Below are 20,926 nucleotides of genomic sequence, written 5' to 3'. Positions count from 1 at the left end.
GGCCGCGCAGGAACCGCTACCCGCCCCGAGAGCCTCAAACGCGTCAGAACAATCTTTTTCCCCCATTCCGCAAAACATCCGGACTCAGGAGGGCTACGGCCCTCCGGCGGACGACCGCATCCTGTCAGCGGAGGCGGGCGGCGACCGTGGGGAGGAGGCGGAGGGCGTTACCGCGGTTGATGGCGGCGCGCGCCCGTGCGGACAGGTGGGGGTCGCGGTCGAACGCGCGGCGGGCGTGGGCGACCTCGCCCGCCTCCACCTGCGGCCAGTCGGTGCCGTACAGGATGCGTCCGGCGCCGACGGCGTCGAGCAGCGTCGGCGAGGCGTACGGCGACAGCGGCAGCGCGGTGTCGTAGTGGAACCGCTTGAGGGCGCGGCGGAAGGCGCCTGGGTCCGGGCCCTCGCCGAGGCGGCCCGCGCGTTCGACGCGTCCCCCGATGTAGGGCAGGAAGCCGCCGCCGTGGGACAGGATGACCGACATGCGCGGGTAGCGGTCCATCGTTCCCGAGGCGATGAGGTTGAGGGCGCAGCGGGTGGTGTCGTACATGAAGTCGGCGACCCAGTTCTCGACGCCGGGGATGGGCCGGGGGTCCTCGGGGAGGGCGTCGGGGTGGGTCATGATGACGGCGCGGCGCCGGTTCAGCTCGGCGAACAGCGGGTCGAAGGCCCTGTCGCCCAGGTAGCGCCCGCCGGCGGTGTTCATCATCAGGACGCCGTCGGCGCCGAGGTCGTCCAGCGCGTAGGCGGCCTCCTTGAGGGCGACGTCCACGTGCAGGAGCGGGAGGTAGGCGAAGAAGCCGAAGCGGGTGGGACGGCTCCTGACCAGGTCGGCGAGGGACTCGTTGAAGACGCGGGTTCCGGAGGCGGCGAGCTTCTTGTCGTGGAAGACCTCGGACGGGGCGGGCGAGGAGGCGACGCCAAGCGCGATCCGGTTGGCGTCCATGGTCTCCAGGGTCTCCCGCAGGTCCCACTGGCCCCAGCGTGGTCCGCCCTGCGGCGGGAGCAGGCCGTGCTGGACCGCCCATTCGCGCATGGCCGGGGGCAGCGCGTGGTGGTGGGTGTCGATACGGCCCGCGCCCCCGTCCGAGGCGGGCTCGGCCGCACCCGAGGGGTCGGCGGTCGCGGCGAGACCGGCGACCCCGGCGGCCCCTGCCAGGGCGCTCGCGCGCAGGGCGGTACGGCGGCTCATCAGTGGCTTGTCCATGAATAGGAGTATCAGAGATGATCTCAAGTGAGACAATCTGGCGTTCCCCCTGCCATGGGTGGTGCCAGCCCCACCGCGCGCCCGGCGCCGACCCTTCGACGGAGGCCGAACGGTCCCGGGCATAGCGTCGTGACATGGGAACCAACACCTTCCACGACCTGCACCGGCGGGAGCGCCCGCTGCTCCTGCCGAACGCCTGGGACTTCGCGAGCGGCGCGGCGCTGGCCGAGGCGGGCTTCCCCGCGATCGGCACCACGAGCCTCGGCGTGGCCGCGGCGGCGGGGAAGCCGGACGCCGAGGGCGGCACCCGCGCGGAGACGCTGGCCCTGACGCGCGCCCTGGTGCGGCTGCCGGTGCCCATCACGGTCGACATCGAGGGAGGGTTCTCCGAGCTCCCCGAGGAGGTGGCGGCGCTGGCGGCCGAACTGGATTCCTGCGGCGTCGCCGGGATCAACATCGAGGACGGGCGGCCCGGCGGCTCGCTGGCGCCGCCCGGCCCGCAGTGCGTGCTGATCGAGGCGATCAAGGAGGCGGCCCCCGGGCTGTTCGTGAACGCCCGGACGGACGCGTACTGGCTCTCCGGGCACGAGGAGGAGGCCCTGGAGCGGGTGCGCGCCTACACCGAGGCGGGCGCGGACGGCGTCTTCGTCCCCGGGATCGCCGAGGAGAGGGACGTGCGGGCCGTCGTGGACGCGACGCCCCTGCCCGTGAACGTGCTCTTCCTGCCCGGCAGGGTGACCGTCGACGGCCTGGCCGCAATGGGCGTGCGGCGGATCAGCTACGGTTCGCTGCTGTTCCGCGCGGCACTGCGCGCCGCCGTTACGACGGCGCTGGAGCACAGGCCGCCGGAGGGGACGCCGTCGTACGCCGACGTCCAGCGGCTGGTCTCGGGCTGAGCCCCGCGCGGGGGTCCGGACTCGTGCCGCCGGTCAGGCCTCGACGGTCTCCGGAGTGCCCGCCCGCTCGGCCACGTAACGCGTCAGGCCGTCCGAGGCGCCCTCGAAGGCCCCCGCGTACGGGCGCATGCCGAGGTGCTCGGCGACCTCGGCGGAGGCGGCGTTGCCCTCGTCGATCTCGGCGATCACGCGCGGCAGCGCCAGCACCTCGAAGGCGTGGTCGAGGACGGCCCGCGCCGCCTCCGCCGCCAGCCCCCGGCCCCAGTGCTCAGGCTCAAGGCTGTAGACGATCTCGACGTCGAGCCCGTGCCCGGGCCCCTCCATCCGGCGCAGGCCCACCACCCCGGCCAGCGGCGCGCCCGGCACAGGATCGAGCAGGGCGAACGGGTCGAGCGCGTCCGGGCCGGTGTCCGGCGGCGCGAACCGCAGCGCCCACAGGCCGTACCCCTCGGTGGCGAAGTCGTGCAGGCTGGCCTCGATGATCTCGGTGACCTGCTCGGCGCACAGGATCCGGTCGTCGAACAGGTGGCGGCGGACCCGCGGGCCCGTCCAGTGCCGCAGCAGCGCCCGGTGGTCGCCGGTGCCGACCGGATGCAGGACCAGGCGCCCGGTGCGCAGGACGTCAAGCATCGCCGTCCTCCGGGCCGGGGCCGTACGGTCCCTCGGCCGGCCCCCAGTCGGGCACTGGCTCGCCCGCCGGGGCCCCCACCCGGAACACCCGCATCTGCAGCGCCAGCGCCGAGTAGTAGCCGACCAGGGTCACCAGTTCCACCACGGCGGCGCGGCCCAGCGTCGCCACGGCCTCGGTGTAGACGGGGTCGCTCAGGTCGCCGTCGGCGATCATCTGGCGGGCCGCCTCGCACACCACCCGCTCGCGCACGTCGCCCAGCATGGGCGCGCCGCCCTGGCGGATCGCGGCCAGCTCCTTCTCGGTCAGCCCGGCGCGGCGCCCGATCCGCTCGTGCGCGTACCACTCGAAGTCCGAGCGGCGGTGCGCCGCCACCACCAGAATCGCGATCTCCCGCTCCCGCTTGGTGAAGGCGGTGCGGAAGCGCAGCGCGGCGCCCAGCTCCTGCAGCGGCAGGCCGACCGCCGGGCTGTAGAGCATCGCGTTGAACGGGCCCAGCAGCCGGCCCTCGTCGTCCATGTAGCGGATGACCGAGGGGCCGTCGCGGCGCGGGCCGCCGGTGACCGCCTCGTACACCTCCCGCTGCTCCTCGCCCAGCAGGCCGGGCCTCAGCAGGGGCAGGCGGGCGCCGGGGCGCTCCTCGGCGGGGTGCTCGTCGCCGGATTCGGCGTTGGCGGGGTGATCGATCACCCACCGCACGCTAGGCGTTCGGCGGGGCCCCCTCAAGTGGTGTCCAGAAGGTGAAACCGGGGGCTCATGGTGACGTAGCGGTTCCGTAACAGCGTTCGGCCAGCGTGGCCGGTGGATCACACCGAGGTTCCACCGACCAGCGAAGGAACGGTCCACATGCCGCTGCTGCGCATCCGTACCGAGATCGAGGACGGGCCGGGCCGCCTGGCCGTGCTCACCGCCGCGCTGGCCCGGCGAGGCGCCAACATCCTCGGCCTCTCCGTGCAGGTCGACACCGAGGGCGTGGTCGACGAGTTCATCGTCGACATGCCCGCCGCCGGCGCCGACCCCGGCGGGCTGAAGGAGGCGCTGGCCGCGGCCGGCGGCTCCCGCACCGCGGTCGTCCCCGCCCGCCCGCACGAGCTCGTGGACGAGCCCACCCGCGCCCTGGCGCTGGTGGCGCGGCTGCAGGGCGATCCCGGGGCTCTGCCCGCCGCGCTGGCCGAACTGCTGCGCGCCGAGGACGCCGCCTGGACCGCGTCCAGGCCCGCCCGCGCCGACGCCGGGCGGGCCGACGTGCTGCACGTCCCGGCCGGGGACGGGCGCGCGGTGCGGCTGGCCCGGCCCGGGCTGCCGTTCACCGCGACCGAGGCCGCCCGGGCGGACGCGCTGGTCCGCGCCGTCCAGCCGCCCCGGGCCCCGCGGCCCTCGCGGCGCCTGGTCCCGCTGCGCGACGGCACGCACGTGGTGGTGCGCCCCATCGAGCCCCGCGACGCCGACGCGGTCCAGGCCATGCACCTGCGCTGCTCGCAGGACTCCCGCCGGATGCGGTACTTCAGCCCCAAACCGTTCCCGTCGCGGCGGGCCATGGACCTGCTGTGCGTGCCCGACCGCGGCCTCACCCTCGTCGCCGAGGGCCCCGACGGGTCGCTGCTGGCACTGGCGCACCTGGTCCACCTGCTCGATCCGGGCGTCGCGGAACTGGCGTTCCTGGTGGAGGACGCCTGGCAGGGCCGGGGCCTGGGACGGGCGCTGGCCGAACTGCTGGTCGTGCTGGCCCGCGACCGGGGGCTGGTGGAGCTGCGCGCCACGGCGCTGAGCGAGAACGTGCGGATCCGGCGGCTGTTCACCGCGCTGGGCGGGCGGACGCGCCGTACCGAGGACCCCGGGATCGTCGAGATCCGGCTGCGCCTGGACGGCCGCCCCGCGCCCCGCCCTCCGGCCGGGACGCTCCGGGCGGGGCGGCGGGGGTGACAGGATGGCCGGGTGACCGGCATCTATGACGATCCCTGGGCCTACGAGCTGGCATGCTCGTTCCGCGACGTGCCCGCCGAGGTGGACGTGCTGCTGGGCTGGTGCGCCCGGCACCGCACCGGGGCCGCCGGGCCGGTCGGCCGCGTGCTGGAGCTGGCGGCGGGCCCGGCCGAGCACGCCCGCGAGTTCGCCCGGCGCGGCGTCGCGGCGACCGCGCTGGACCTGCACCCGGCGATGTGCGCCTACGCCGCCGAGCGGGCCAAGGCCGAGGGGGTCGAGCTGGAGGTCGTCCAGGACGACATGACCGCCTTCGACCTGGGGCGCACCTTCGACCTGGTGGTGACCATGCTCGACTCCACCTCCCACCTGATGGACCTGGACGCCTTCACCGCGCACCTCGACCGGGCCGCCGCCCACCTGGCCGGCGGCGGCCTCTACATCGTCGAGATGTCGCATCCCGCCGACCGGCTCGGCGACGAGCCGAGCACCAGCACCGGGTGGACGGTGGAGCGCGGCGAGGCGCGCGCCACCGTCCGCTGGGGCGAACCGACCGACCGGCTCGACCCCGTCACCCAGATCTCCGACGACCGCGTCACGATGACCATCGCCGAGGGCGGCGGGCCGGTCCGGGTCGTCCAGGACGTGGTCCCCTACCGGTTCTGGAGCGCGACCGAGCTGGACGCGGCGGTGCGGCTGTCGGGCGCGCTGGAGCCGGTCGCCCGGTACGGCGACTTCGGCGAGGTCGCCGTCACCGACCCCGACGCCTGGCGGATGATCAGCGTGTTCCGGGCGGCCCGGACGCGCTGACCGGGCGCTCCGCGGCGAGGGGAGCCGGGGCTCAGGGGGCCGGGGCCCAGCCCGGCATCGGGTGGGCCGCCAGCAGCTCGCGGATCTCCGCCGCCACGCGCCGCTCCTCCCCCGCCGTCTCGTCCTCCCCGCGCGCCGTGGCCCGGACGATGTCGTCGATCCACGCCGCCACGCGCGGCATCTGGCCGGGCTCCAGCCCGCGCGTGGTGATCGCGGCGGTGCCCACCCGCAGCCCGGAGGGGTCGAACGGCTTGCGCGGGTCGAACGGCACCGCGTTGTGGTTCAGCTCGATCCCGGCCCGGTCGAGGGCCTGCGCCGCGGGCTTGCCCGGTACGCCCTTGTTCGTCAGGTCGATGAGGATGAGGTGGTTGTCGGTGCCGCCGGAGATGAGGTCGAAGCCGCGCTCCAGCAGCGCCTCCGCCAGCGCCTTGGCGTTGGCGACGATCCGGTGGGCGTAGGCGGAGAAGTCGGGCCGGGCCGCCTCCTTCAGCGCGACCGCGATCGCGGCGGTCGTGTGGTTGTGCGGGCCGCCCTGCAGGCCGGGGAAGACCGCCTTGTCGACCGCGGAGGCGTGCTCGGCCGTCGACATCACCATCGCCCCGCGCGGCCCGCGCAGCGTCTTGTGCGTCGTCGTGGAGATCACGTCGGCGTGCCCCGCCGGGGACGGGTGCGCGCCGCCGGCGACCAGCCCCGCGATGTGCGCGATGTCGGCCGCCAGCACCGCGCCCGCCTCGCGCGCGATCTCGGCGAACCCGGCGAAGTCGATCATGCGCGGGATCGCGGTGCCGCCGCACCAGATGAGCTTGGGCCGCTCCTTGAGCGCCAGGTCGCGGACCTCGTCCAGGTCGACCCGGCCGGTGTCGGCGCGCACCTCGTACCGGACCGGGTTGAACCACTTGCCGGTCGCCGACACCGACCAGCCGTGCGTGAGGTGCCCGCCCATCGGCAGCGACAGCCCCATGACGGTGTCGCCGGGCCGCAGGAAGGCCATGTAGACGGCCAGGTTGGCCGGCGAGCCCGAGTACGGCTGGACGTTGGCGTGCTCCACCCCGAACAGCGTCCTGGCCCGCTCGACGGCCAGCAGCTCGATCGGGTCGATGTTCTGCTGGCCCTCGTAGTAGCGGCGGCCCGCGTAGCCCTCGGAGTACTTGTTGGTCAGCACCGAGCCGGTGGCCTCCAGCACGGCGGGCGAGACGTAGTTCTCCGAGGCGATGAGCCTGATCTTCTCGAACTGGCGGCGGGCCTCGGCCTCGACCAGTCCGGCGAGTTCGGGGTCCTGGTCGGCGAGATGCGGAAGGGACGGCTGGTGCATGGCGGCCTCCGTGCCGGTCGAGCCTGCTGGTCGAACCTGCTGGTCGGCCGGAGGACCGGTGCGCTCGGCGCGGACCCCCGGCTTGCGGGGCCCGTACACCCAGGCGCGCGGTGTGCGGACGTGCTTCGCTCCCCGGTGGTCGACTCCACCTTGACTGCGCCAGTCGCGTCCGCCAAGCATACCGGGCCGCCGCCGACCGGCACGGGCGCCGGCGGCCGCTCGCCCGGAAGCGCCGGTCGGCTAGGCCGGGGGCCGTCCGCCGCGGCGGGCCTCCAGACCGTCCAGCAGGCAGCCGAGCGCGTAGGCGAAGCGCCGCTCCGACTCGGCCCCCGGGTCCACCGGCCCGCCCGCACCGAGCCGCCGGCCGAGCAGCGGGTACTCCTCGGCGACCCGCTCCAGGAAGCCGCCCGCCCGCTCCCGCCAGTCGGCCGTGCCCCCGGCGCGCGCCCCGGTGCGCTCGGTCACGGTGCGCCAGGAGATCTCGGCGGCGACCGCGCCGACGACATGGTCGGTGATCGCCGCCAGCGCCGCGTCCAGTTCGCCGTCCCGGAACCCCGCGGTGGCCAGCAGCCGCAGCCCGGCGTCGGCGAGGGCCAGCGCGTTCGGGCCGAGATTGGGCTGGGACGCCAGGTCCGACAGCATCCAGGGGTGGCGCAGCAGCATCGCGCGCTGCCCGCGGGCCATGCGCTCCAGGGCCGTCCGCCACTCGCCCTCGGGCGCGGGGCCCCGCTCGCTCACCTCACCGAGGACCTCGCCGAGGACCTCGCCGAGGACCTCGTCCATGGCCAGTTCCATCAGCTCGTCCTTGGTGGTCACGTACCAGTAGAGGGAGCCGGCGGTCACCTCCAGGTCGGCGGCCACCCGGCGCATGGACAGCCCGCGGACGCCCTCGGCGTCCAGCAGCGCCACGGCGGCCCGGACGATCCGCTCGCGGCTCAGCCGCCGGTCCCGCCGCGCCCGCTCCGGGCGCAGCCACACCGAGAACGGCGGTTCCCCTGACGTGGATGAAGGCACGAGAGAACCGTATCGGCGCCGGGGAAAGCCGCGCGTTGACTGAGAGTTCGCTGAACATCCGGTGAGATCGCCCCGGTCGGCGCGAACGAGGTGAACAAGGTCCACTAAGGTCGGCGGGTAATGCAAACCGGACATCCCACCCGATTGGTGCCGGATACCTCTCCCCCGGGAGGCCCGGCGGACGGAGCCGCCCCGCAGAACGGGCCCGCCCCGGCGCCCACCGGGGCCGAGCGGCTGGGATGGCTGGACGCGCTGCGCGGCATCGCGGCCATCGCGGTGGCCCTCCACCACGGCTGCTACCACTACCTCCCGCAGTTCCGGCACGAGATCCTGCGGTGGCTGGACCCGGGCAACAGCGGCGTGCTGCTGTTCTTCCTCGTCAGCGGCTACATCATCCCCGCGTCCCTGGAACGCACCGGATCGGCGCGGCGGTTCTGGATCAGCCGGCTGTTCCGGATCTACCCGCTGCTGCTCGCGGTGCTGGCCGTCACGCTGCTGCTGGCGGTCACCGGCCTGATGCCGCTCCGGCAGCGCCTCGGGGAGGCCTACGATCCGCTCGGCGCGATCGCGGCGCACCTGACGATGATGCAGGACCTGCTCGCGGTGCCCAGCGCGCTCAACGTCCTCTGGACGCTGTCCTACGAGATGATCTTCTATCTGCTGGTGGTGGCGCTGTTCGCGCTGGGCCGCCTCGACCGGCACTCGGCCTCCATCGCCACCGCGCTGGCCGTGGCCGCGCTGGGACTGGGCGTCCTGCTGCCCACCGCGGCGCTGTCGCGGGACCACGGCATCACCACCGTCGCGGTGACCGCCGCGCTCGTCATGGCCGCGGCGATCGCGCTGGCCTGCTCGTCGCGGACCCGGCTCGCCCGGACGGGCGCGCTGCTCGGCGGGGCGCTGGCGGCCGTGCTGCTGCTGGGCAACGCGCGCGTCGAGGCGTGGGAGGGCCTGGCCCTGCTCGCGGTGATGTTCGCCGGCACCGCCATCCACCGGGCCGAGCGCGGCCAGATCAGCGTGCGCGCCGCCGCCGTCGCCGTGACCGCCGTGCTGGCCGCGGCGATCGGCGGCGGGCTGTGGCACATCACCGTGTACGCGCCGGGGCAGACCGAGTTCGTCCTCAAGCGCGCCTGGACGATCGGCATCCTGGTCACCGCGCTGGTGTTCGCGCTCGGCATGGCGCTGCGCCGCCGCCGCGTCCCGCGCTGGCTCACCCGGCTCGGCCTGATCAGCTATTCGGTGTACCTGGTGCATCCGGTGCTGCTGATCGTCTCCGACATCACGATCGGGCGGCCCCGCGCCGACGCGCCGCTGCTGCTCGTCCCGTACCTGGTCGCGGTGCTGCTGGTGAGCCACCTCACCTACCGGTGGATCGAGGCGCCGCTGCAGCGCCTCGGCCGGCGGCTCGCCCGCCGCACCGCCCCCGTGCTTCGGGAAGGAGCGCTCCCGGACGGCGCGGACGCGGCCCCGGCAGCCGCGGAGAGCACCGCGAAGACCGCCCCGACGACCGCTGCGAAGGCCGCCGCCGGGGACGCGTAAAGCCCGGCTCCCCTACGGGAAACCGGGCTGTCCAGATCGTGCGAGGGCGCCGACCTGGTGGCGGGAGAACGCGGGGGCTCAGACCCGGGCGGCCTCCATGGCGGCCTTGACCTTGGCGCGCTTCTCGCGGAGCTTGGCCAGCGCCTCCTCGAGGATGGCCTCGCCGTCCTCGTCGCTGCGCCGCTCCTTCACGTACGCCAGGTGCGTCTTGTACGGCTCGGTCTTGGGCGGAGCCGGGGGGTTGGCGGAGTCCTGGCCCGCCGGGAACCCGCAGCGCGGGCAGTCCCAGGTGTCGGGAACGGCGACGTCGGTCGCGAAACTGGGGCGGGTCTCGTGCCGGTTGGCGCAGTAGAAGGTCACCCAGACCCTGGGGGCCGCGTCTCCGCGCTCGGCCTCCCCCATCGGACCGGCGCCGACCCGGCTGCCCCGAATCGCGTTTCCACTACCCACGGATTCACTCCTCGTTCGTGTGCGTCCGCGCCGCACTGACCACGCGGCGGGACATTTCGCTGTGTCACGGCCTGCTCAGCCGACGCCCTTGCTCTTGAACAGCAGCCCGAGCACGATGATCGAGGCGAACCAGATGACGCCGGTGGCGACGGTCAGCCGGTCCAGGTTGCGCTCGACCACCGACGACCCGCCCAGGGACGAGGTGACGCCGCCGCCGAACATGTCCGACAGGCCCCCGCCCTTGCCCTTGTGCGCGAGCACGAGGACCACCATGAGCAGGCTGGTGAGGATGAGCACTGCGGACGCTGCGATGATCACTGTTGTACGCCTCTTCCGGCCGACCCCGCGGCGGCGGGGCGCTTCATGTTCGGCTTCGTGTTCAGGGAACGTTCTGTTCGCGGACGCGATCGCGGGCCGAACGGTCGGCCCGTCAGTACGGAAGGGTACGACGAACTTCCCGTTGGTTCGGCAAGAATCCCCGTACCGCGACCGAATTGATCAGAACTGACCAGCTCGGAGCGCCGTCCGGGACGGTACGCCCGGCCCGCGATCAGACCGAGACCGGCAGGTCCCGGAAACGGCAGATCTTGATGAATTCACCCGGGTCCAGGCTCGCCCCGCCGACCAGAGCGCCGTCCACATCGGACCGCGCCATGATCCCGGCGATGTTCGAGCCCTTGACCGAGCCCCCGTACAGGATACGCGTCTCACCGGCGACCTCGGTGTCGTACAGCTCGGCGAGCCGTCCCCGGATCGCGGCGCAGACCTCCTGGGCGTCGTCGGGGGTGGCGACCTCGCCGGTCCCGATCGCCCAGACCGGCTCGTAGGCGATCACCAGGGCGCGGGCCTGGTCGGCCGGGATCTTCTCCAGCGCGCCGTCCACCTGGCCCAGGGTGTGCTCGACGTGGCGGCCCTCGCGGCGGACTTCCAGGCCCTCGCCCACGCACACGATCGGGGTGATCTCGTTGGCGATGGCGGCCTTGGCCTTGGCGTTGACCAGGGCCTCGTCCTCGCCGTGGTACTGGCGGCGCTCGGAGTGGCCGACCGTCGCGTACGAGCAGCCCAGCTTGGCCAGCATCGCGCCGGAGACCTCGCCGGTGTAGGCGCCGGAGGCGTGCGCGGAGACGTCCTGCGAGCCGTAGGCGATGGCCAGCTTGTCGGCGTCCACCAGCGTCTGCACCGAGCGCAGGTCGGTGAACGGCGGCAGCACGGCCACGTCCACCGCCTCGAAGTCGGCCTCCTTGAGCCCGAAGGCCAGCTGCTGCACCAGCTTGATGGCCTCCAGGTGGTTGATGTTCATCTTCCAGTTGCCGGCCATCAGCGGCTTGCGGCCGGTGTTCTTGGAAGCGGGGTTCTTGGGGGCCATGCGTCAGTCCTCCAGAGCCTGCAGGCCGGGGAGCGTCTTGCCCTCGAGGTACTCGAGGCTGGCGCCGCCGCCGGTGGAGATGTGGGAGAAGCCGTTCTCGTCGAAGCCGAGCTGCCGGACCGCCGCGGCCGAGTCGCCGCCGCCGACGACGGTGAACGCGCCGGAGCCCAGCAGGCCCTGCGCGACCGCGCGGGTGCCGTGGGAGTACGGCTCCATCTCGAACACGCCCATCGGGCCGTTCCAGAAGATGGTCGCGGCGTCGCCGAGCCGGGAGGCGAAGTGCTTGCCCGACTCGGGGCCGATGTCGAGGCCGATCCGGTCGGCGGGGATCGCGTCGGCGGGAACCACGTCGTGGTCGGCGTCCGCGGCGAACGCGGTGGCGGCGACGATGTCGGCCGGCAGCACGAACTCCACGCCCGACTCCTCGGCCCGCCGCAGGTAGCCGCGGACGGTGTCGAGCTGGTCCTGCTCCAGCAGGCTCTCGCCGACCTCGTGGCCCTGGGCCTTGAGGAAGGTGAAGACCATCCCGCCGCCGATGAGGATCCGGTCGGCCTTGCCCAGCAGGTTGTCGATCACGCCGAGCTTGTCGGAGACCTTGGAGCCGCCGAGGACGACGGCGTAGGGGCGGGCGACGTCGTCGGTGAGCCGCCTGAGCACCCGCACCTCGGTCTCGACCAGCCCGCCGGCGGCGTGCGGCAGCCGCCCGGGCACGTCGTAGACGCTGGCGTGCCTGCGGTGCACCGCGCCGAAGCCGTCGCCCACGTACAGCTCGGCGAGGGCGGCGAGACGGTCGGCGAACGCGCCGCGCTCGGCGTCGTCCTTGCTGGTCTCCCCGGGCTCGAAGCGCAGGTTCTCCAGCAGCGCGACCTCGCCGTCGGCCAGGCCGGAGGCGGCCTCGCGGGCCGCCTCGCCCACCACGTCGGTGGCGAACCTCACCTCGGTGCCGAGCAGCTCGCCGAGCCGCGCGGCCACCGGGGCCAGCGAGAACTCCGGCTGCACCGCAGGCGTCGTGGCGGAGCCGCGCAAATGGGCTCGGGGCCGGCCCAGGTGGGCGCAGACGATCACCCTGGCGCCGCGCTCGCGCAGCGTCGCGATCGTCGGCACGCTGGCGCGGATCCGCCCGTCGTCGGTGATCGACCCGTCCTGGAGCGGCACGTTGAGATCGGCCCGGACCAGTACCCGCTTCCCGGACACGTCCAGATCGTCGATGGTGCGCATCGAGTGCGTCATCCTTCCGGATACACGCCCGCCGTGCGCCCGGGGCCGGCGAACGGCCCCGGGCGCACGGCGGGAAGTCGGATCAGAGCTGGGTGCCGACCAGGGTGACCAGGTCGGTCAGGCGGTTGGAGTAGCCCCACTCGTTGTCGTACCAGCCGACGACCTTGACCTGGTCGCCGATGACCTTGGTCAGCCCGGCGTCGAGGATGCAGGAGGCCGGGTCGGTGACGATGTCCGACGACACGATCGGGTCCTCGGTGTAGGTGAGGATGCCGCGCAGCGGGCCCTCGGCGGCGGCCTTGAGCGCCGCGTTGACCTCCTCGACGGTGGTGTCGCGGCGCACCGTGGCGGTCAGGTCGGTGGCCGAGCCGGTCGGCACCGGCACCCGCAGCGCGTACCCGTCGAGCTTGCCCTTCAGCTCCGGCAGCACCAGGCCGATGGCCTTGGCGGCGCCGGTGGAGGTCGGCACGATGTTGAGCGCGGCGGCCCGGGAGCGGCGCAGGTCCTTGTGCGGCGCGTCCTGGAGGTTCTGGTCCTGGGTGTAGGCGTGGATGGTGGTCATCAGGCCCTTCTCGATGCCGAACGTGTCGTTCAGCACCTTGGCCATCGGACCCAGGCAGTTGGTGGTGCAGGACGCGTTGGAGATCACCGTGTGGTTCGCCGGGTCGTACTGGTCGTCGTTGACGCCCATCACGATGGTGACGTCCTCGTTCTTGGCCGGCGCCGAGATGATGACCTTCTTGGCGCCGTTGTCGGCGTGCACCTTGGCCTTGGTGGCGTCGGTGAAGAAGCCGGTGGACTCCACCACGACGTCGGCGCCGACGTCGCCCCACTTGAGGTTGGCCGGGTCGCGCTCCTCGAAGGCCTTGATCGCCTTGCCGCCGACGACGATCTCGTCCGCGGTGGCCTTCACCTCCTGGCCCAGCCGGCCCAGGATGCTGTCGTACTTGAGCAGGTGGGCGAGGGTGGCGTTGTCGGTCAGGTCGTTGACCGCCACGATCTCGATGTCGGCCCCGCTCGCCTGAACGGCGCGGAAGAAGTTGCGGCCGATCCGGCCGAACCCGTTGATGCCTACTCGGATGGTCACGGAACGGCTCTCCTCGTACGTCGTCTCTGCATCTCACCTGGACCGGGGCGGCGCCCCACGTCCGACCCTACCGAATGACGGGCCCTCACCTCGCCACCGGCCGGAGGTGATTGCGGGGGTGGTGCCCCGGTCCCCCGGACGGGTGATGATCAGCCGGGACGGGGGCGGGCGTCACCGTCCGTTCAGCCGATCTTCATCCGCTCGGGCGCCCGGCCTGTCAACCCCTGGCAGGGGGTCGCGGGTCTTCTCTGTTGTGCACCTACGATCTTGGCGCGGGCGCTCTCGGTACGGGCGCTCTCGGCGCGGGCGGGCCGTGCCGTTCGGCGCGCTGGTCCTGGCCGTGCTCTCCGCCACGGGCTGCGCCGTCGCGGGCGGCGAGGCGGCGCCGGTCGCCGGGCCGCCGGTCGCGCCCGCCGCGCGGCCCTCCCCCGGCGCGACCGCGCCGGGCCCCTGCCTGGGCTACCACGGGCTGGACGGCGCCAACCCCGCCCGGGAGGTCAAGGCGGGGCGGTTCCGCATCCCGGACACCCCGCCCGAACGGGTCGCCGACGGCCCCGACGTGGACTGGGGCCTGGACCCGCACCGCGACCGGACCTGGCAGCTGTGGCTCCACTCGCTCGAATGGCTGGGCGGGCTGATCAAGGAGTACGGCCGCACCCGCGACCGGGCGTCGCTCGACCTTGCGGCGGGCATCGTCCGCGACTGGCTGGCCGACAACGCCCTGCCCGGCCGCTTCGGCCACGCCCGCCGCGAGGCGATCGAGGAGGGCGCCAAGTTCCGCCTCGCCACGATGACCTGCCTGCGCGCCCACCTGGACGCCCGCTGGCTGGACGAGGCGATCGCCCGGCACGCCGAGGAGCTCGCCGACCCCCGCAACTGGTCGGGCCCCTGGAACCACGGCACCGACGAGTCCATGACCCTGCTGGCCGCCGCCTGCCGCATCGGGCGCGAGGACCTCGCCGGCCTCGCCTACGAACGGCTGGTCAGCGCGGTGCTGCGGCCGCCCGCCGGGGTCCGGCCCGCCATCGACGCCGAGGGCGCCAACAACGAGCAGTCCACGCAGTACTCGGTCTACAACCGCACCCGGTGGCGCAGCGCCATGGACGTCATCCGCGCCTGCCGCAGGCCCGTCCCCGCCGAACTGGCCCGCAGGCACGCGCTCATGGACGAGTTCATCGCCTTCCAGTCCGCCCCGGCGGGCGACCTGATCCAGATCGGCGAGACGTACGCCTCGACGATCTCCCGCGTCTCCCGGCCGGGGCGGGGCCCGCTCCGGTACGCGGCGTCCCAGGGCAGGGCCGGGACGAGGCCGGGCGCACGGGCGCGGGTGTACGAGGCCGGCTACGTCATGGGCCGGTCGGGGTGGGGCGACGGCGACCGGCCGTACAAGGAGGAGATGGCGTACACGGCCCGCTTCGGGCCCGGCCGGTACGCCCACGGCCAGGACGACCACATGGCGCTCACCTTCTACGCCCAGGGCCGCTCCATCCTCGTGCCGAGCGGGCACGCGGGTTACAGCGAGCCGGTCTGGCGCGACTGGCTGCGGTCGCCGGAGGCGCACAACACCGTGGTCGTGCGGGACATCCCGTTCGACTCGCGCGCGGCCACGGCCCTGACCGGCCACCGGTTCGCCGAGGGCGGCGACTTCTTCCGCTTCTCCGACACCGCGTTCGCCGGGTCCACACGGACGCGCTCAGTGCTGGCCGCCTCGGACCCGGACGCGCTCGTGGTGCTCGACCAGGTGCGTTCGGCGGCGCCGCGGACCGTCGAGCAGCTCTGGCACCTGCCGGCCGCGTTCGAGGCCCGCCCGGACGGGGGGGACGCGGTGGCGACGGCGGGCGGGATCCGCGTGCACTTCCTGCGCGTGGCCGTCCCCGGAAGCGCGGCCCAGGCGGGCACCGGCCGGGCCGCCGCGGTCGTCAAAGGGAGCAGGGAGCAGCGGCAGGGCTGGGTCGCGCCGGCGCCCCGCACCGCCGTGCCCGCACCGGTGGTCAGGCTGCCCGCCCACGGGCAGGAGGTGCGGATGCTCACCCTCATCGCACCCGTTCGGGACGGGGCGCGGCCGTCGGTACGGGTCTCGCCGCCGCGCGCGAACGGCGTCTATGTGATCGAGGCCGAGATCGCCGGGCGGCGGCTGGCCGTGGAGGCGGCTCCCGACGGCACCCTCCGCCGCACCCGCTGACCGACCGGGACCGACCGGCCGGAGGGAGCGAGGACGTGCGGCGGGTCAGGGGGCGAGCATCTCGGCGGTGAGGTTGGCGTCGGTGCCCGGGACGCCCTGGTCCTGGGCGCGCTTGTCGGCCATCGCCAGCAGTCGGCGGATCCGGCCCGCGATCGCGTCCTTGGTCAGCGGCGGGTCGGCCAGCTGGCCCAGTTCCTCCAGCGACGCCTGCTTGTGCTCCAGCCGCAGCCGGCCCGCGCTGACCAGGTGCTCGGGGGCCTCCTCGCCGAGGATCTCCAGCGCCCGCGCCACCCGGGCGCCCGCGGCCACCGCGGCGCGCGCGGAGCGGCGCAGGTTGGCGTCGTCGAAGTTGGCCAGCCGGTTGGCCGTCGCCCGGACCTCGCGGCGCATCCGCCGCTCCTCCCAGGCCAGCACGCTGTCGTGCGCCCCCAGCCGGGTGAGCAGGGCGCTGATCGCGTCCCCGTCGCGCACCACGACCCGGTCGACCCCGCGCACCTCCCGCGCCTTGGCGTGGATCTTCAGCCGGCGGGCGGCGCCGACCAGCGCCAGCGCGGCCTCCGGCCCCGGGCAGGTGACCTCCAGCGACATCGACCGGCCCGGCTCGGTCAGCGACCCGTGCGCCAGGAACGCCCCCCGCCAGGCCGACTCGGCGTCGCAGGCCGCCCCCGCGACCACGTGCCGGGGCAGCCCGCGCACCGGGCGGCCGTTGTTGTCGATCAGGCCGGTCTGCCGGGCCAGCGACTCCCCCTCGCGGAACACCCGCACCACGTACCGGTTGCCCTTGCGCAGGCCGCTGGGGGCCAGCACCACCACGTCGGAGGTGTGGCCGAAGACCTCGGCGATGTCCTTGCGCAGCCGCCGCGCGGCCGAGCCGGTGTCGATCTCGGCCTCGATCACGATCCGCCCGCTGACCAGGTGCAGGCCGCCCGCGAAGCGCAGCAGCGTCGACACCTCCGCCTTGCGGCAGCACGGCTTCATCACCGACAGCCTGCTCAGCTCGTCCTTGACCACGCCGGTCATCGCCATAGATGAACCCTCCCCCTAGGAACTCCCCAGCAGTGTGGCCGATGTCGGCCCCGCCGGGAGTCAGTCACGGAAAATCTTCACGAAGGCTTGGGCCAGCCGGGCGGGATCGTGACGTGGTGAGCCGTCGTCGGCGGCGACGTCGGCCAGTTCCAGCCTGCCGCCCAGGTCACGGACGGCCTTGTCCAGGGCGACGGGGTCGTCGACCACCCCCCGGTCGGCGAGGACGACGTCGACGCGCAGATCCGGGGCGTGCGCCTGGAGCACCTCCAGATGCGTCTGCGGGGAGAAGTCGTCGGTCTCCCCCGGCTGCGGGGCCAGGTTGAGCGCGACGACGCGGCGGGCGTCCGTGGCCATCAGGGCGCGGGCCAGCTCGGGCACCTGCAGGTGCGGCAGCACGCTGGTGAACCACGACCCCGGCCCGAACACCACCCAGTCGGCGTCCTTCACCGCGGCCAGCGCCTCCGGGCACGCCGGCGGGTCGCCCGGCACCAGCGACACGCTCAGCACCGTCCCCGGCGTCTTCGCGCAGGCCACCTGCCCCCTGACCCGGGTGACCTCGTCGGGGCGGGACGGATCGGCGCCGCGCACCTCCGCGACGATGTCCAGCGGCACCGACGCCATCGGCAGGACCCTGCCCTGGGCGCCCAGCAGCCGCCCCACCCAGTCCAGACCGGCCACGGTCGAACCGGGCACGGGGCCCTCGCCGCCGGAGTCACCGGAGTCACCCGAATCGCCGGAGTCGCCGGAGTCGCCCGAATCGCCGCCCAGCAGCTCCCACAGCGCCACGATCAGCAGGTTCCCGACCGCGTGGTCGTGCAGCTCCCCCTGGCTGCGGAACCGGTGCTGGACGACGTCGCGCCAGGTCTGGCCCCACTCGTCGTCGCCGCACAGCGCGGCCAGCGCCATCCGCAGATCGCCGGGCGGCAGCACGCCCAGCTCGCGGCGCAGCCGCCCGCTGGAACCGCCGTCGTCGGCGACCGTGACGACCGCGCTCAGCCGGCTCGTCACCCGGCGCAGCGCCGACAGCGAGGCGTACAGGCCATGGCCGCCGCCGAGGGCGACCACGGCCGGGCCTCCGGACTGGCTCACCGTTCCGGATTGGCTCACCATGCCCGGCCGGTCACCGCCTCGCCCGCCGCACCGGCCACCGCGCGCGTCGTCGCCCCAGGGTCCACCGTGCCGCTCTCTCGCTCGTCCGGGCGCCGCCGGGGCGCCTCACTCACGGCCGAGGTCACGGTGCGAGGCCTGCACCTCGATGCCCTCGTCCCTCAGCCGGGCGGCGATCTGCTCCGCCATGGCCACACTACGGTGTTTGCCGCCGGTGCATCCGACGGCCAGCGTCACGTAGTGCTTGCCCTCGCGCTCGTACCCGTCGGCGAGCAGCCGCAGCACCTCGGTGTAGGCGTCCAGGAACTCCTTGGCGCCGCGCTGGCCCAGCACGTAGTCGCGGACGGCGGCGTCCCGGCCGGTCTTGGGCCGCAGCTCGGGCACCCAGTGCGGGTTGGGCAGGAAGCGGCAGTCGACGACCAGGTCGGCGTCCACCGGCAGGCCGTACTTGTAGCCGAAGGACACCACCGTGGCGCGCAGGCTGGACTCGCCGGTGTCGTTGCCGAAGAAGCCGACGATCTTGGCGCGCAGCTCGTGCACGTTCAGCCCGCTGGTGTCGATCACCAGGTCGGCCTCGGCCCGCACCTCGCGGACCAGGTCCCGCTCGCGGGCGATGCCGTCGACCAGCCGGCCGTCGCCCTGCAGCGGATGCGGGCGGCGGACGCTCTCGAACCGGCGCACCAGGTCGGCGTCGCCCGCCTCCAGGAACACCACCCGCGGGTGGACGCCGCGCGCCTCCAGCTCGGCGATGGCCGAGTGGAGGTCCTCGGTGAACGCGCGGCTGCGCACGTCCACCACGACCGCGATCCGCGGGACGGCGTCCTTCACCCGGCCGCCCAGATCGGCCATGGTGGCCAGCAGCGCCGGGGGCAGGTTGTCGACCACGAACCAGTCGAGGTCCTCCAGCGACTTGGCGGCCGTGCTGCGTCCCGCCCCGGACATGCCCGTCACGATCACTATGTCCGGAATCTGAGTGTCGGTGGTCAACTCGGCTCCCCCCTGTGGTCTCGGCCGCCGTCCCCGCCGCCGTCGCCGGCCCGCCCGGCCGCCGGGGACCCCCCGTGCAGGGCCGCGGCGATCTGCGTCGCACCGCGCGGGCCGATGCCCGGGACCTCGGCGATCTGCTCGGGCGTCGCCTGCTTCAACCGCTTCAGCGAACCGAAATGTTTCAGCAGGGCCGACCGTCGTGCCGGCCCCAGCCCGGGAACGCTATCGAGTTCGCTCACGGTCATGGACTTGGAACGCCGCTGCCGGTGGAAATTGATGGCGAACCGGTGGGCCTCGTCGCGCACCCGCTGCACCAGGAACATGCCCTCGCTGTTGCGCGGCAGGATCACCGGGTCGGGGTCGCCGGGCAGCCAGATCTCCTCCAGCCGCTTGGCGATGCCGCACACCGCGATGTCGTCGATGCCGAGCTCGTCCAGGGCCCGCCGCGCCGCCGCCACCTGCGGCGGGCCGCCGTCGACCAGCACCAGGTTGGGCGGGTAGGCGAACTTGCGGGGGCGGCCCGTCTCGGGGTCGATCGGCTGGTGGGCGGAGGCGTCGAGGCCGGTCTCCGCCTCCCCGTCCGCGCCCGCCGCGCCGTCCGCCGCGCCGTTCACCGAACCCGCCGCGCCGCCCGCGCCCGCCGCGGCCGCGGCGCCGGAGCCGTCCTCGGGGCCGTCGCCGAGCGCGTCCAGCTCGCCGAACTTCTCGCTCTCGGCCAGGTAGCGGCGGAACCGGCGGGTGATCACCTCGTGGATGGAGCGGACGTCGTCCTGGCCGTCCACCGCCTTGATCGTGAACCGGCGGTACTCGCTCTTGCGGGCCAGGCCGTCCTCAAACACCACCATCGAGGCCACCACGTTGGAGCCCTGCAGGTTGGACACGTCGTAGCACTCGATCCGCAGCGGCGCCTCCGGCAGTTCCAGGGCCTCCTGGATCTCCCGCAGCGCGCGGCTCCGCGTGGTCAGATCGCTGGCCCGGCGGGTCTTGTGCTGCTTCAGCGCCTCCGTCGCGTTGCGCGCCACGGTCTCCAGCAGCGTCTTCTTGTCGCCCCGCTGCGGCACCCGCAGCCGGACCGGGCCGCCGCGCTGCTCCGCCAGCAGCTCGGTCATCGCGTCCGCGTCCGGCGGCAGCGCCGGGACCAGCACCTCGCGCGGCACCGAGTCGCTCTCGCTGTAGATCTGGATGAGGAAGTGCTCGACCAGGTCGGAGGTGGTGACCGCCTCGACCTTGTCGACCACCCAGCCGCGCTGGCCGCGGATCCGGCCGCCGCGCACGTAGAAGACCTGGACGGCCGCCTCCAGCTCGTCCTCGGCGAAGGCGATCATGTCGCAGTCGGTGCGGTCGGGCAGCACCACCGTCTGCTTCTCCAGCGCCCGCTCCAGGGCGCGGATGTCGTCGCGCAGCCGGGCGGCCCGCTCGTACTCCATGGCGGCGGACGCCTCGCGCATCTGCCGCTCGAGCCGCCGGGTGAACCGGCCGGTCTCGCCGGCCATGAAGTCGCAGAAGTCCTCGGCGAGCAGCCGGTGCTCCTCGGCCGTCACCCGCCCCACGCAGGGCGCCGAGCACTTGTCGATGTAGCCGAGCAGGCACGGCCGGTCGAGCTGGCGCTGCCGCTTGAACACCCCGGGACGGCAGGTGCGGACCGGGAAGACGCGCAGCAGCTGGTCGACCGTCTCCCGGATCGCCCAGGCGTGGGAGTACGGCCCGAAGTAGCGGACTCCCTTGCGTTTGGCTCCGCGCATCACCATCACCCTCGGATACTCCTCGTCGAGGGTGACCGCCAGATAGGGATAGGACTTGTCGTCGCGGTAACGGACGTTGAACCGCGGATCGAACTCCTTGATCCAGGAGTACTCGAGCTGGAGGGCCTCGACCTCGGTGCCCACCACCGTCCAGTCGACCCCGGCCGCCGTCTGCAGCATCGTCTGGGTGCGCGGATGGAGCCCGGCGAAGTCGGCGAAGTAGGAGTTCAGCCGCGAGCGCAGGCTCTTGGCCTTGCCCACGTAGATGACCCTCCCGTGCTCGTCACGGAAGCGGTACACGCCCGGCGAGTCCGGTATGGACCCCGGGGCGGGTCGGTAGGTCGCCGGGTCTGCCACGCCCGAAAGCCTAGTCGGCCCCACCGACAACCGGCGTGCCCCGCGGCGCCCGCCCGGGAGTGACGCAGATCTCGTTCGCCTCGC

The 20,926-nt window shown here is 73.8% G+C and carries 19 protein-coding genes and 1 riboswitch; of the genes, 5 read left to right on the top strand and 14 right to left on the bottom strand.

Annotated elements, in window-relative coordinates; genetic code table 11:
• Positions 1-124: 124 nt before the first annotated feature.
• On the bottom strand, positions 125-1,204 hold the full coding sequence (locus tag ACZ466_RS43380) for an amidohydrolase family protein (protein WP_378290769.1): 1,080 nt from the start codon (positions 1,202-1,204) through the stop codon (positions 125-127).
• A gap of 134 nt (positions 1,205-1,338) precedes the next feature.
• Between ACZ466_RS43380 and ACZ466_RS43375 the strand changes: the two genes are divergently transcribed.
• Positions 1,339-2,100, top strand: coding sequence for an isocitrate lyase/PEP mutase family protein (locus ACZ466_RS43375; RefSeq protein ID WP_378290767.1), 762 nt, complete (start codon positions 1,339-1,341; stop codon positions 2,098-2,100).
• A 33-nt stretch (positions 2,101-2,133) separates the two neighbouring features.
• On the opposite strand, the gene ACZ466_RS43370 is transcribed toward ACZ466_RS43375, so the two are convergent.
• Together ACZ466_RS43370 and ACZ466_RS43365 are read right to left on the bottom strand one after the other, a co-directional pair.
• Entirely contained in the window at positions 2,134-2,730 is a 597-nt protein-coding gene (locus ACZ466_RS43370; RefSeq protein ID WP_378290765.1) for a GNAT family N-acetyltransferase, read from the bottom strand.
• The gene (locus ACZ466_RS43365) at positions 2,723-3,418 is read right to left on the bottom strand and encodes a carboxymuconolactone decarboxylase family protein (RefSeq protein WP_378290763.1); all 696 of its coding nucleotides are present in this window, start codon (positions 3,416-3,418) and stop codon (positions 2,723-2,725) included. Before ACZ466_RS43365 ends, ACZ466_RS43370 begins: the two co-directional genes overlap by 8 nt.
• A 156-nt stretch (positions 3,419-3,574) precedes the next feature.
• On the opposite strand from ACZ466_RS43365, the gene ACZ466_RS43360 reads away from it, so the two are divergent.
• Both ACZ466_RS43360 and ACZ466_RS43355 read left to right on the top strand, forming a co-directional pair.
• Positions 3,575-4,651 (top strand): GNAT family N-acetyltransferase, encoded by a 1,077-nt coding sequence (locus ACZ466_RS43360; protein WP_378290761.1) that lies wholly within the window; start codon positions 3,575-3,577, stop codon positions 4,649-4,651.
• Between the two features lie 12 nt (positions 4,652-4,663).
• Positions 4,664-5,458, top strand: coding sequence for a class I SAM-dependent methyltransferase (locus tag ACZ466_RS43355; protein WP_378290759.1), 795 nt, complete (start codon positions 4,664-4,666; stop codon positions 5,456-5,458).
• 31 nt (positions 5,459-5,489) lie between these two features.
• On the opposite strand, the gene ACZ466_RS43350 is transcribed toward ACZ466_RS43355, so the two are convergent.
• Together ACZ466_RS43350 and ACZ466_RS43345 are read right to left on the bottom strand one after the other, a co-directional pair.
• Positions 5,490-6,770 (bottom strand): serine hydroxymethyltransferase, encoded by a 1,281-nt coding sequence (locus tag ACZ466_RS43350; RefSeq protein WP_378290757.1) that lies wholly within the window; start codon positions 6,768-6,770, stop codon positions 5,490-5,492.
• A gap of 90 nt (positions 6,771-6,860) precedes the next feature.
• Positions 6,861-6,947: riboswitch (ZMP/ZTP riboswitch) on the bottom strand.
• A gap of 63 nt (positions 6,948-7,010) precedes the next feature.
• The gene (locus tag ACZ466_RS43345; protein WP_378290755.1) at positions 7,011-7,784 is read right to left on the bottom strand and encodes a TetR/AcrR family transcriptional regulator; all 774 of its coding nucleotides are present in this window, start codon (positions 7,782-7,784) and stop codon (positions 7,011-7,013) included.
• 147 nt (positions 7,785-7,931) lie between these two features.
• Between ACZ466_RS43345 and ACZ466_RS43340 the strand changes: the two genes are divergently transcribed.
• On the top strand, positions 7,932-9,320 hold the full coding sequence (locus ACZ466_RS43340; protein ID WP_378290753.1) for an acyltransferase family protein: 1,389 nt from the start codon (positions 7,932-7,934) through the stop codon (positions 9,318-9,320).
• A 78-nt stretch (positions 9,321-9,398) separates the two neighbouring features.
• Here the strand turns inward: ACZ466_RS43340 and ACZ466_RS43335 are convergent, their stop codons facing one another.
• From ACZ466_RS43335 to gap, 5 genes are all read right to left on the bottom strand, one after another.
• Positions 9,399-9,770 (bottom strand): RNA polymerase-binding protein RbpA, encoded by a 372-nt coding sequence (locus ACZ466_RS43335; protein ID WP_378290751.1) that lies wholly within the window; start codon positions 9,768-9,770, stop codon positions 9,399-9,401.
• Positions 9,771-9,845: 75 nt separating this feature from the next.
• On the bottom strand, positions 9,846-10,088 hold the full coding sequence (gene secG / locus ACZ466_RS43330) for a preprotein translocase subunit SecG (RefSeq protein ID WP_378290749.1): 243 nt from the start codon (positions 10,086-10,088) through the stop codon (positions 9,846-9,848).
• Between the two features lie 232 nt (positions 10,089-10,320).
• Positions 10,321-11,136 (bottom strand): triose-phosphate isomerase, encoded by an 816-nt coding sequence (gene tpiA / locus ACZ466_RS43325; protein WP_378290747.1) that lies wholly within the window; start codon positions 11,134-11,136, stop codon positions 10,321-10,323.
• Positions 11,137-11,139: 3 nt separating this feature from the next.
• Positions 11,140-12,354, bottom strand: coding sequence for a phosphoglycerate kinase (locus tag ACZ466_RS43320; RefSeq protein ID WP_378290744.1), 1,215 nt, complete (start codon positions 12,352-12,354; stop codon positions 11,140-11,142).
• Between the two features lie 82 nt (positions 12,355-12,436).
• Positions 12,437-13,441: a type I glyceraldehyde-3-phosphate dehydrogenase gene (gene gap, locus ACZ466_RS43315; RefSeq protein ID WP_378290742.1), complete on the bottom strand. Its 1,005-nt coding sequence runs from the start codon at positions 13,439-13,441 to the stop codon at positions 12,437-12,439.
• Between the two features lie 313 nt (positions 13,442-13,754).
• On the opposite strand from gap, the gene ACZ466_RS43310 reads away from it, so the two are divergent.
• On the top strand, positions 13,755-15,623 hold the full coding sequence (locus tag ACZ466_RS43310) for a heparinase II/III domain-containing protein (RefSeq protein WP_464041916.1): 1,869 nt from the start codon (positions 13,755-13,757) through the stop codon (positions 15,621-15,623).
• 45 nt (positions 15,624-15,668) lie between these two features.
• Here ACZ466_RS43310 and whiA read toward each other — a convergent pair whose 3' ends face one another.
• The 4 genes from whiA to uvrC all read right to left on the bottom strand — a co-directional run bounded on the left by whiA (position 15,669) and on the right by uvrC (position 20,842).
• On the bottom strand, positions 15,669-16,649 hold the full coding sequence (gene whiA / locus ACZ466_RS43305) for a DNA-binding protein WhiA (protein ID WP_378290738.1): 981 nt from the start codon (positions 16,647-16,649) through the stop codon (positions 15,669-15,671).
• A gap of 60 nt (positions 16,650-16,709) precedes the next feature.
• Complete coding sequence (locus ACZ466_RS43300; protein WP_378290736.1) at positions 16,710-17,759, bottom strand: gluconeogenesis factor YvcK family protein; 1,050 nt, start codon at positions 17,757-17,759, stop codon at positions 16,710-16,712.
• Between the two features lie 105 nt (positions 17,760-17,864).
• A complete protein-coding gene (gene rapZ / locus ACZ466_RS43295) occupies positions 17,865-18,698 on the bottom strand; it encodes an RNase adapter RapZ (protein WP_378290800.1) in 834 nt (277 codons plus the stop codon).
• Between the two features lie 41 nt (positions 18,699-18,739).
• Positions 18,740-20,842 carry an excinuclease ABC subunit UvrC gene (uvrC, locus tag ACZ466_RS43290; RefSeq protein ID WP_378290734.1) on the bottom strand — a complete coding sequence of 701 codons (2,103 nt, stop codon included), beginning with the start codon at positions 20,840-20,842 and terminating at the stop codon, positions 18,740-18,742.
• Between the last annotated feature and the right edge of the window lie 84 nt (positions 20,843-20,926).

This window comes from Actinomadura rugatobispora, assembly GCF_055379765.1.
Note: the sequence above shows the minus strand (reverse complement) of the source record. Positions and strands in the feature narration are given on the sequence as shown.

Bases quoted from the DNA above. Each gene is read 5' to 3' on its own strand.
- ACZ466_RS43380 (WP_378290769.1), bottom strand. From the start codon at position 1,204: ATGGACAAGCCACTGATGAGCCGCCGTACCGCCCTGCGCGCGAGCGCC.
- ACZ466_RS43375 (WP_378290767.1), top strand. From the start codon at position 1,339: ATGGGAACCAACACCTTCCACGACCTGCACCGGCGGGAGCGCCCGCTG.
- ACZ466_RS43370 (WP_378290765.1), bottom strand. From the start codon at position 2,730: ATGCTTGACGTCCTGCGCACCGGGCGCCTGGTCCTGCATCCGGTCGGC.
- ACZ466_RS43360 (WP_378290761.1), top strand. From the start codon at position 3,575: ATGCCGCTGCTGCGCATCCGTACCGAGATCGAGGACGGGCCGGGCCGC.
- ACZ466_RS43350 (WP_378290757.1), bottom strand. From the start codon at position 6,770: ATGCACCAGCCGTCCCTTCCGCATCTCGCCGACCAGGACCCCGAACTC.
- tpiA (WP_378290747.1), bottom strand. From the start codon at position 11,136: ATGGCCCCCAAGAACCCCGCTTCCAAGAACACCGGCCGCAAGCCGCTG.
- ACZ466_RS43320 (WP_378290744.1), bottom strand. From the start codon at position 12,354: ATGCGCACCATCGACGATCTGGACGTGTCCGGGAAGCGGGTACTGGTC.
- whiA (WP_378290738.1), bottom strand. From the start codon at position 16,649: ATGGCGATGACCGGCGTGGTCAAGGACGAGCTGAGCAGGCTGTCGGTG.
- ACZ466_RS43300 (WP_378290736.1), bottom strand. From the start codon at position 17,759: ATGGTGAGCCAATCCGGAACGGTGAGCCAGTCCGGAGGCCCGGCCGTG.
- rapZ (WP_378290800.1), bottom strand. From the start codon at position 18,698: ATGTCCGGGGCGGGACGCAGCACGGCCGCCAAGTCGCTGGAGGACCTC.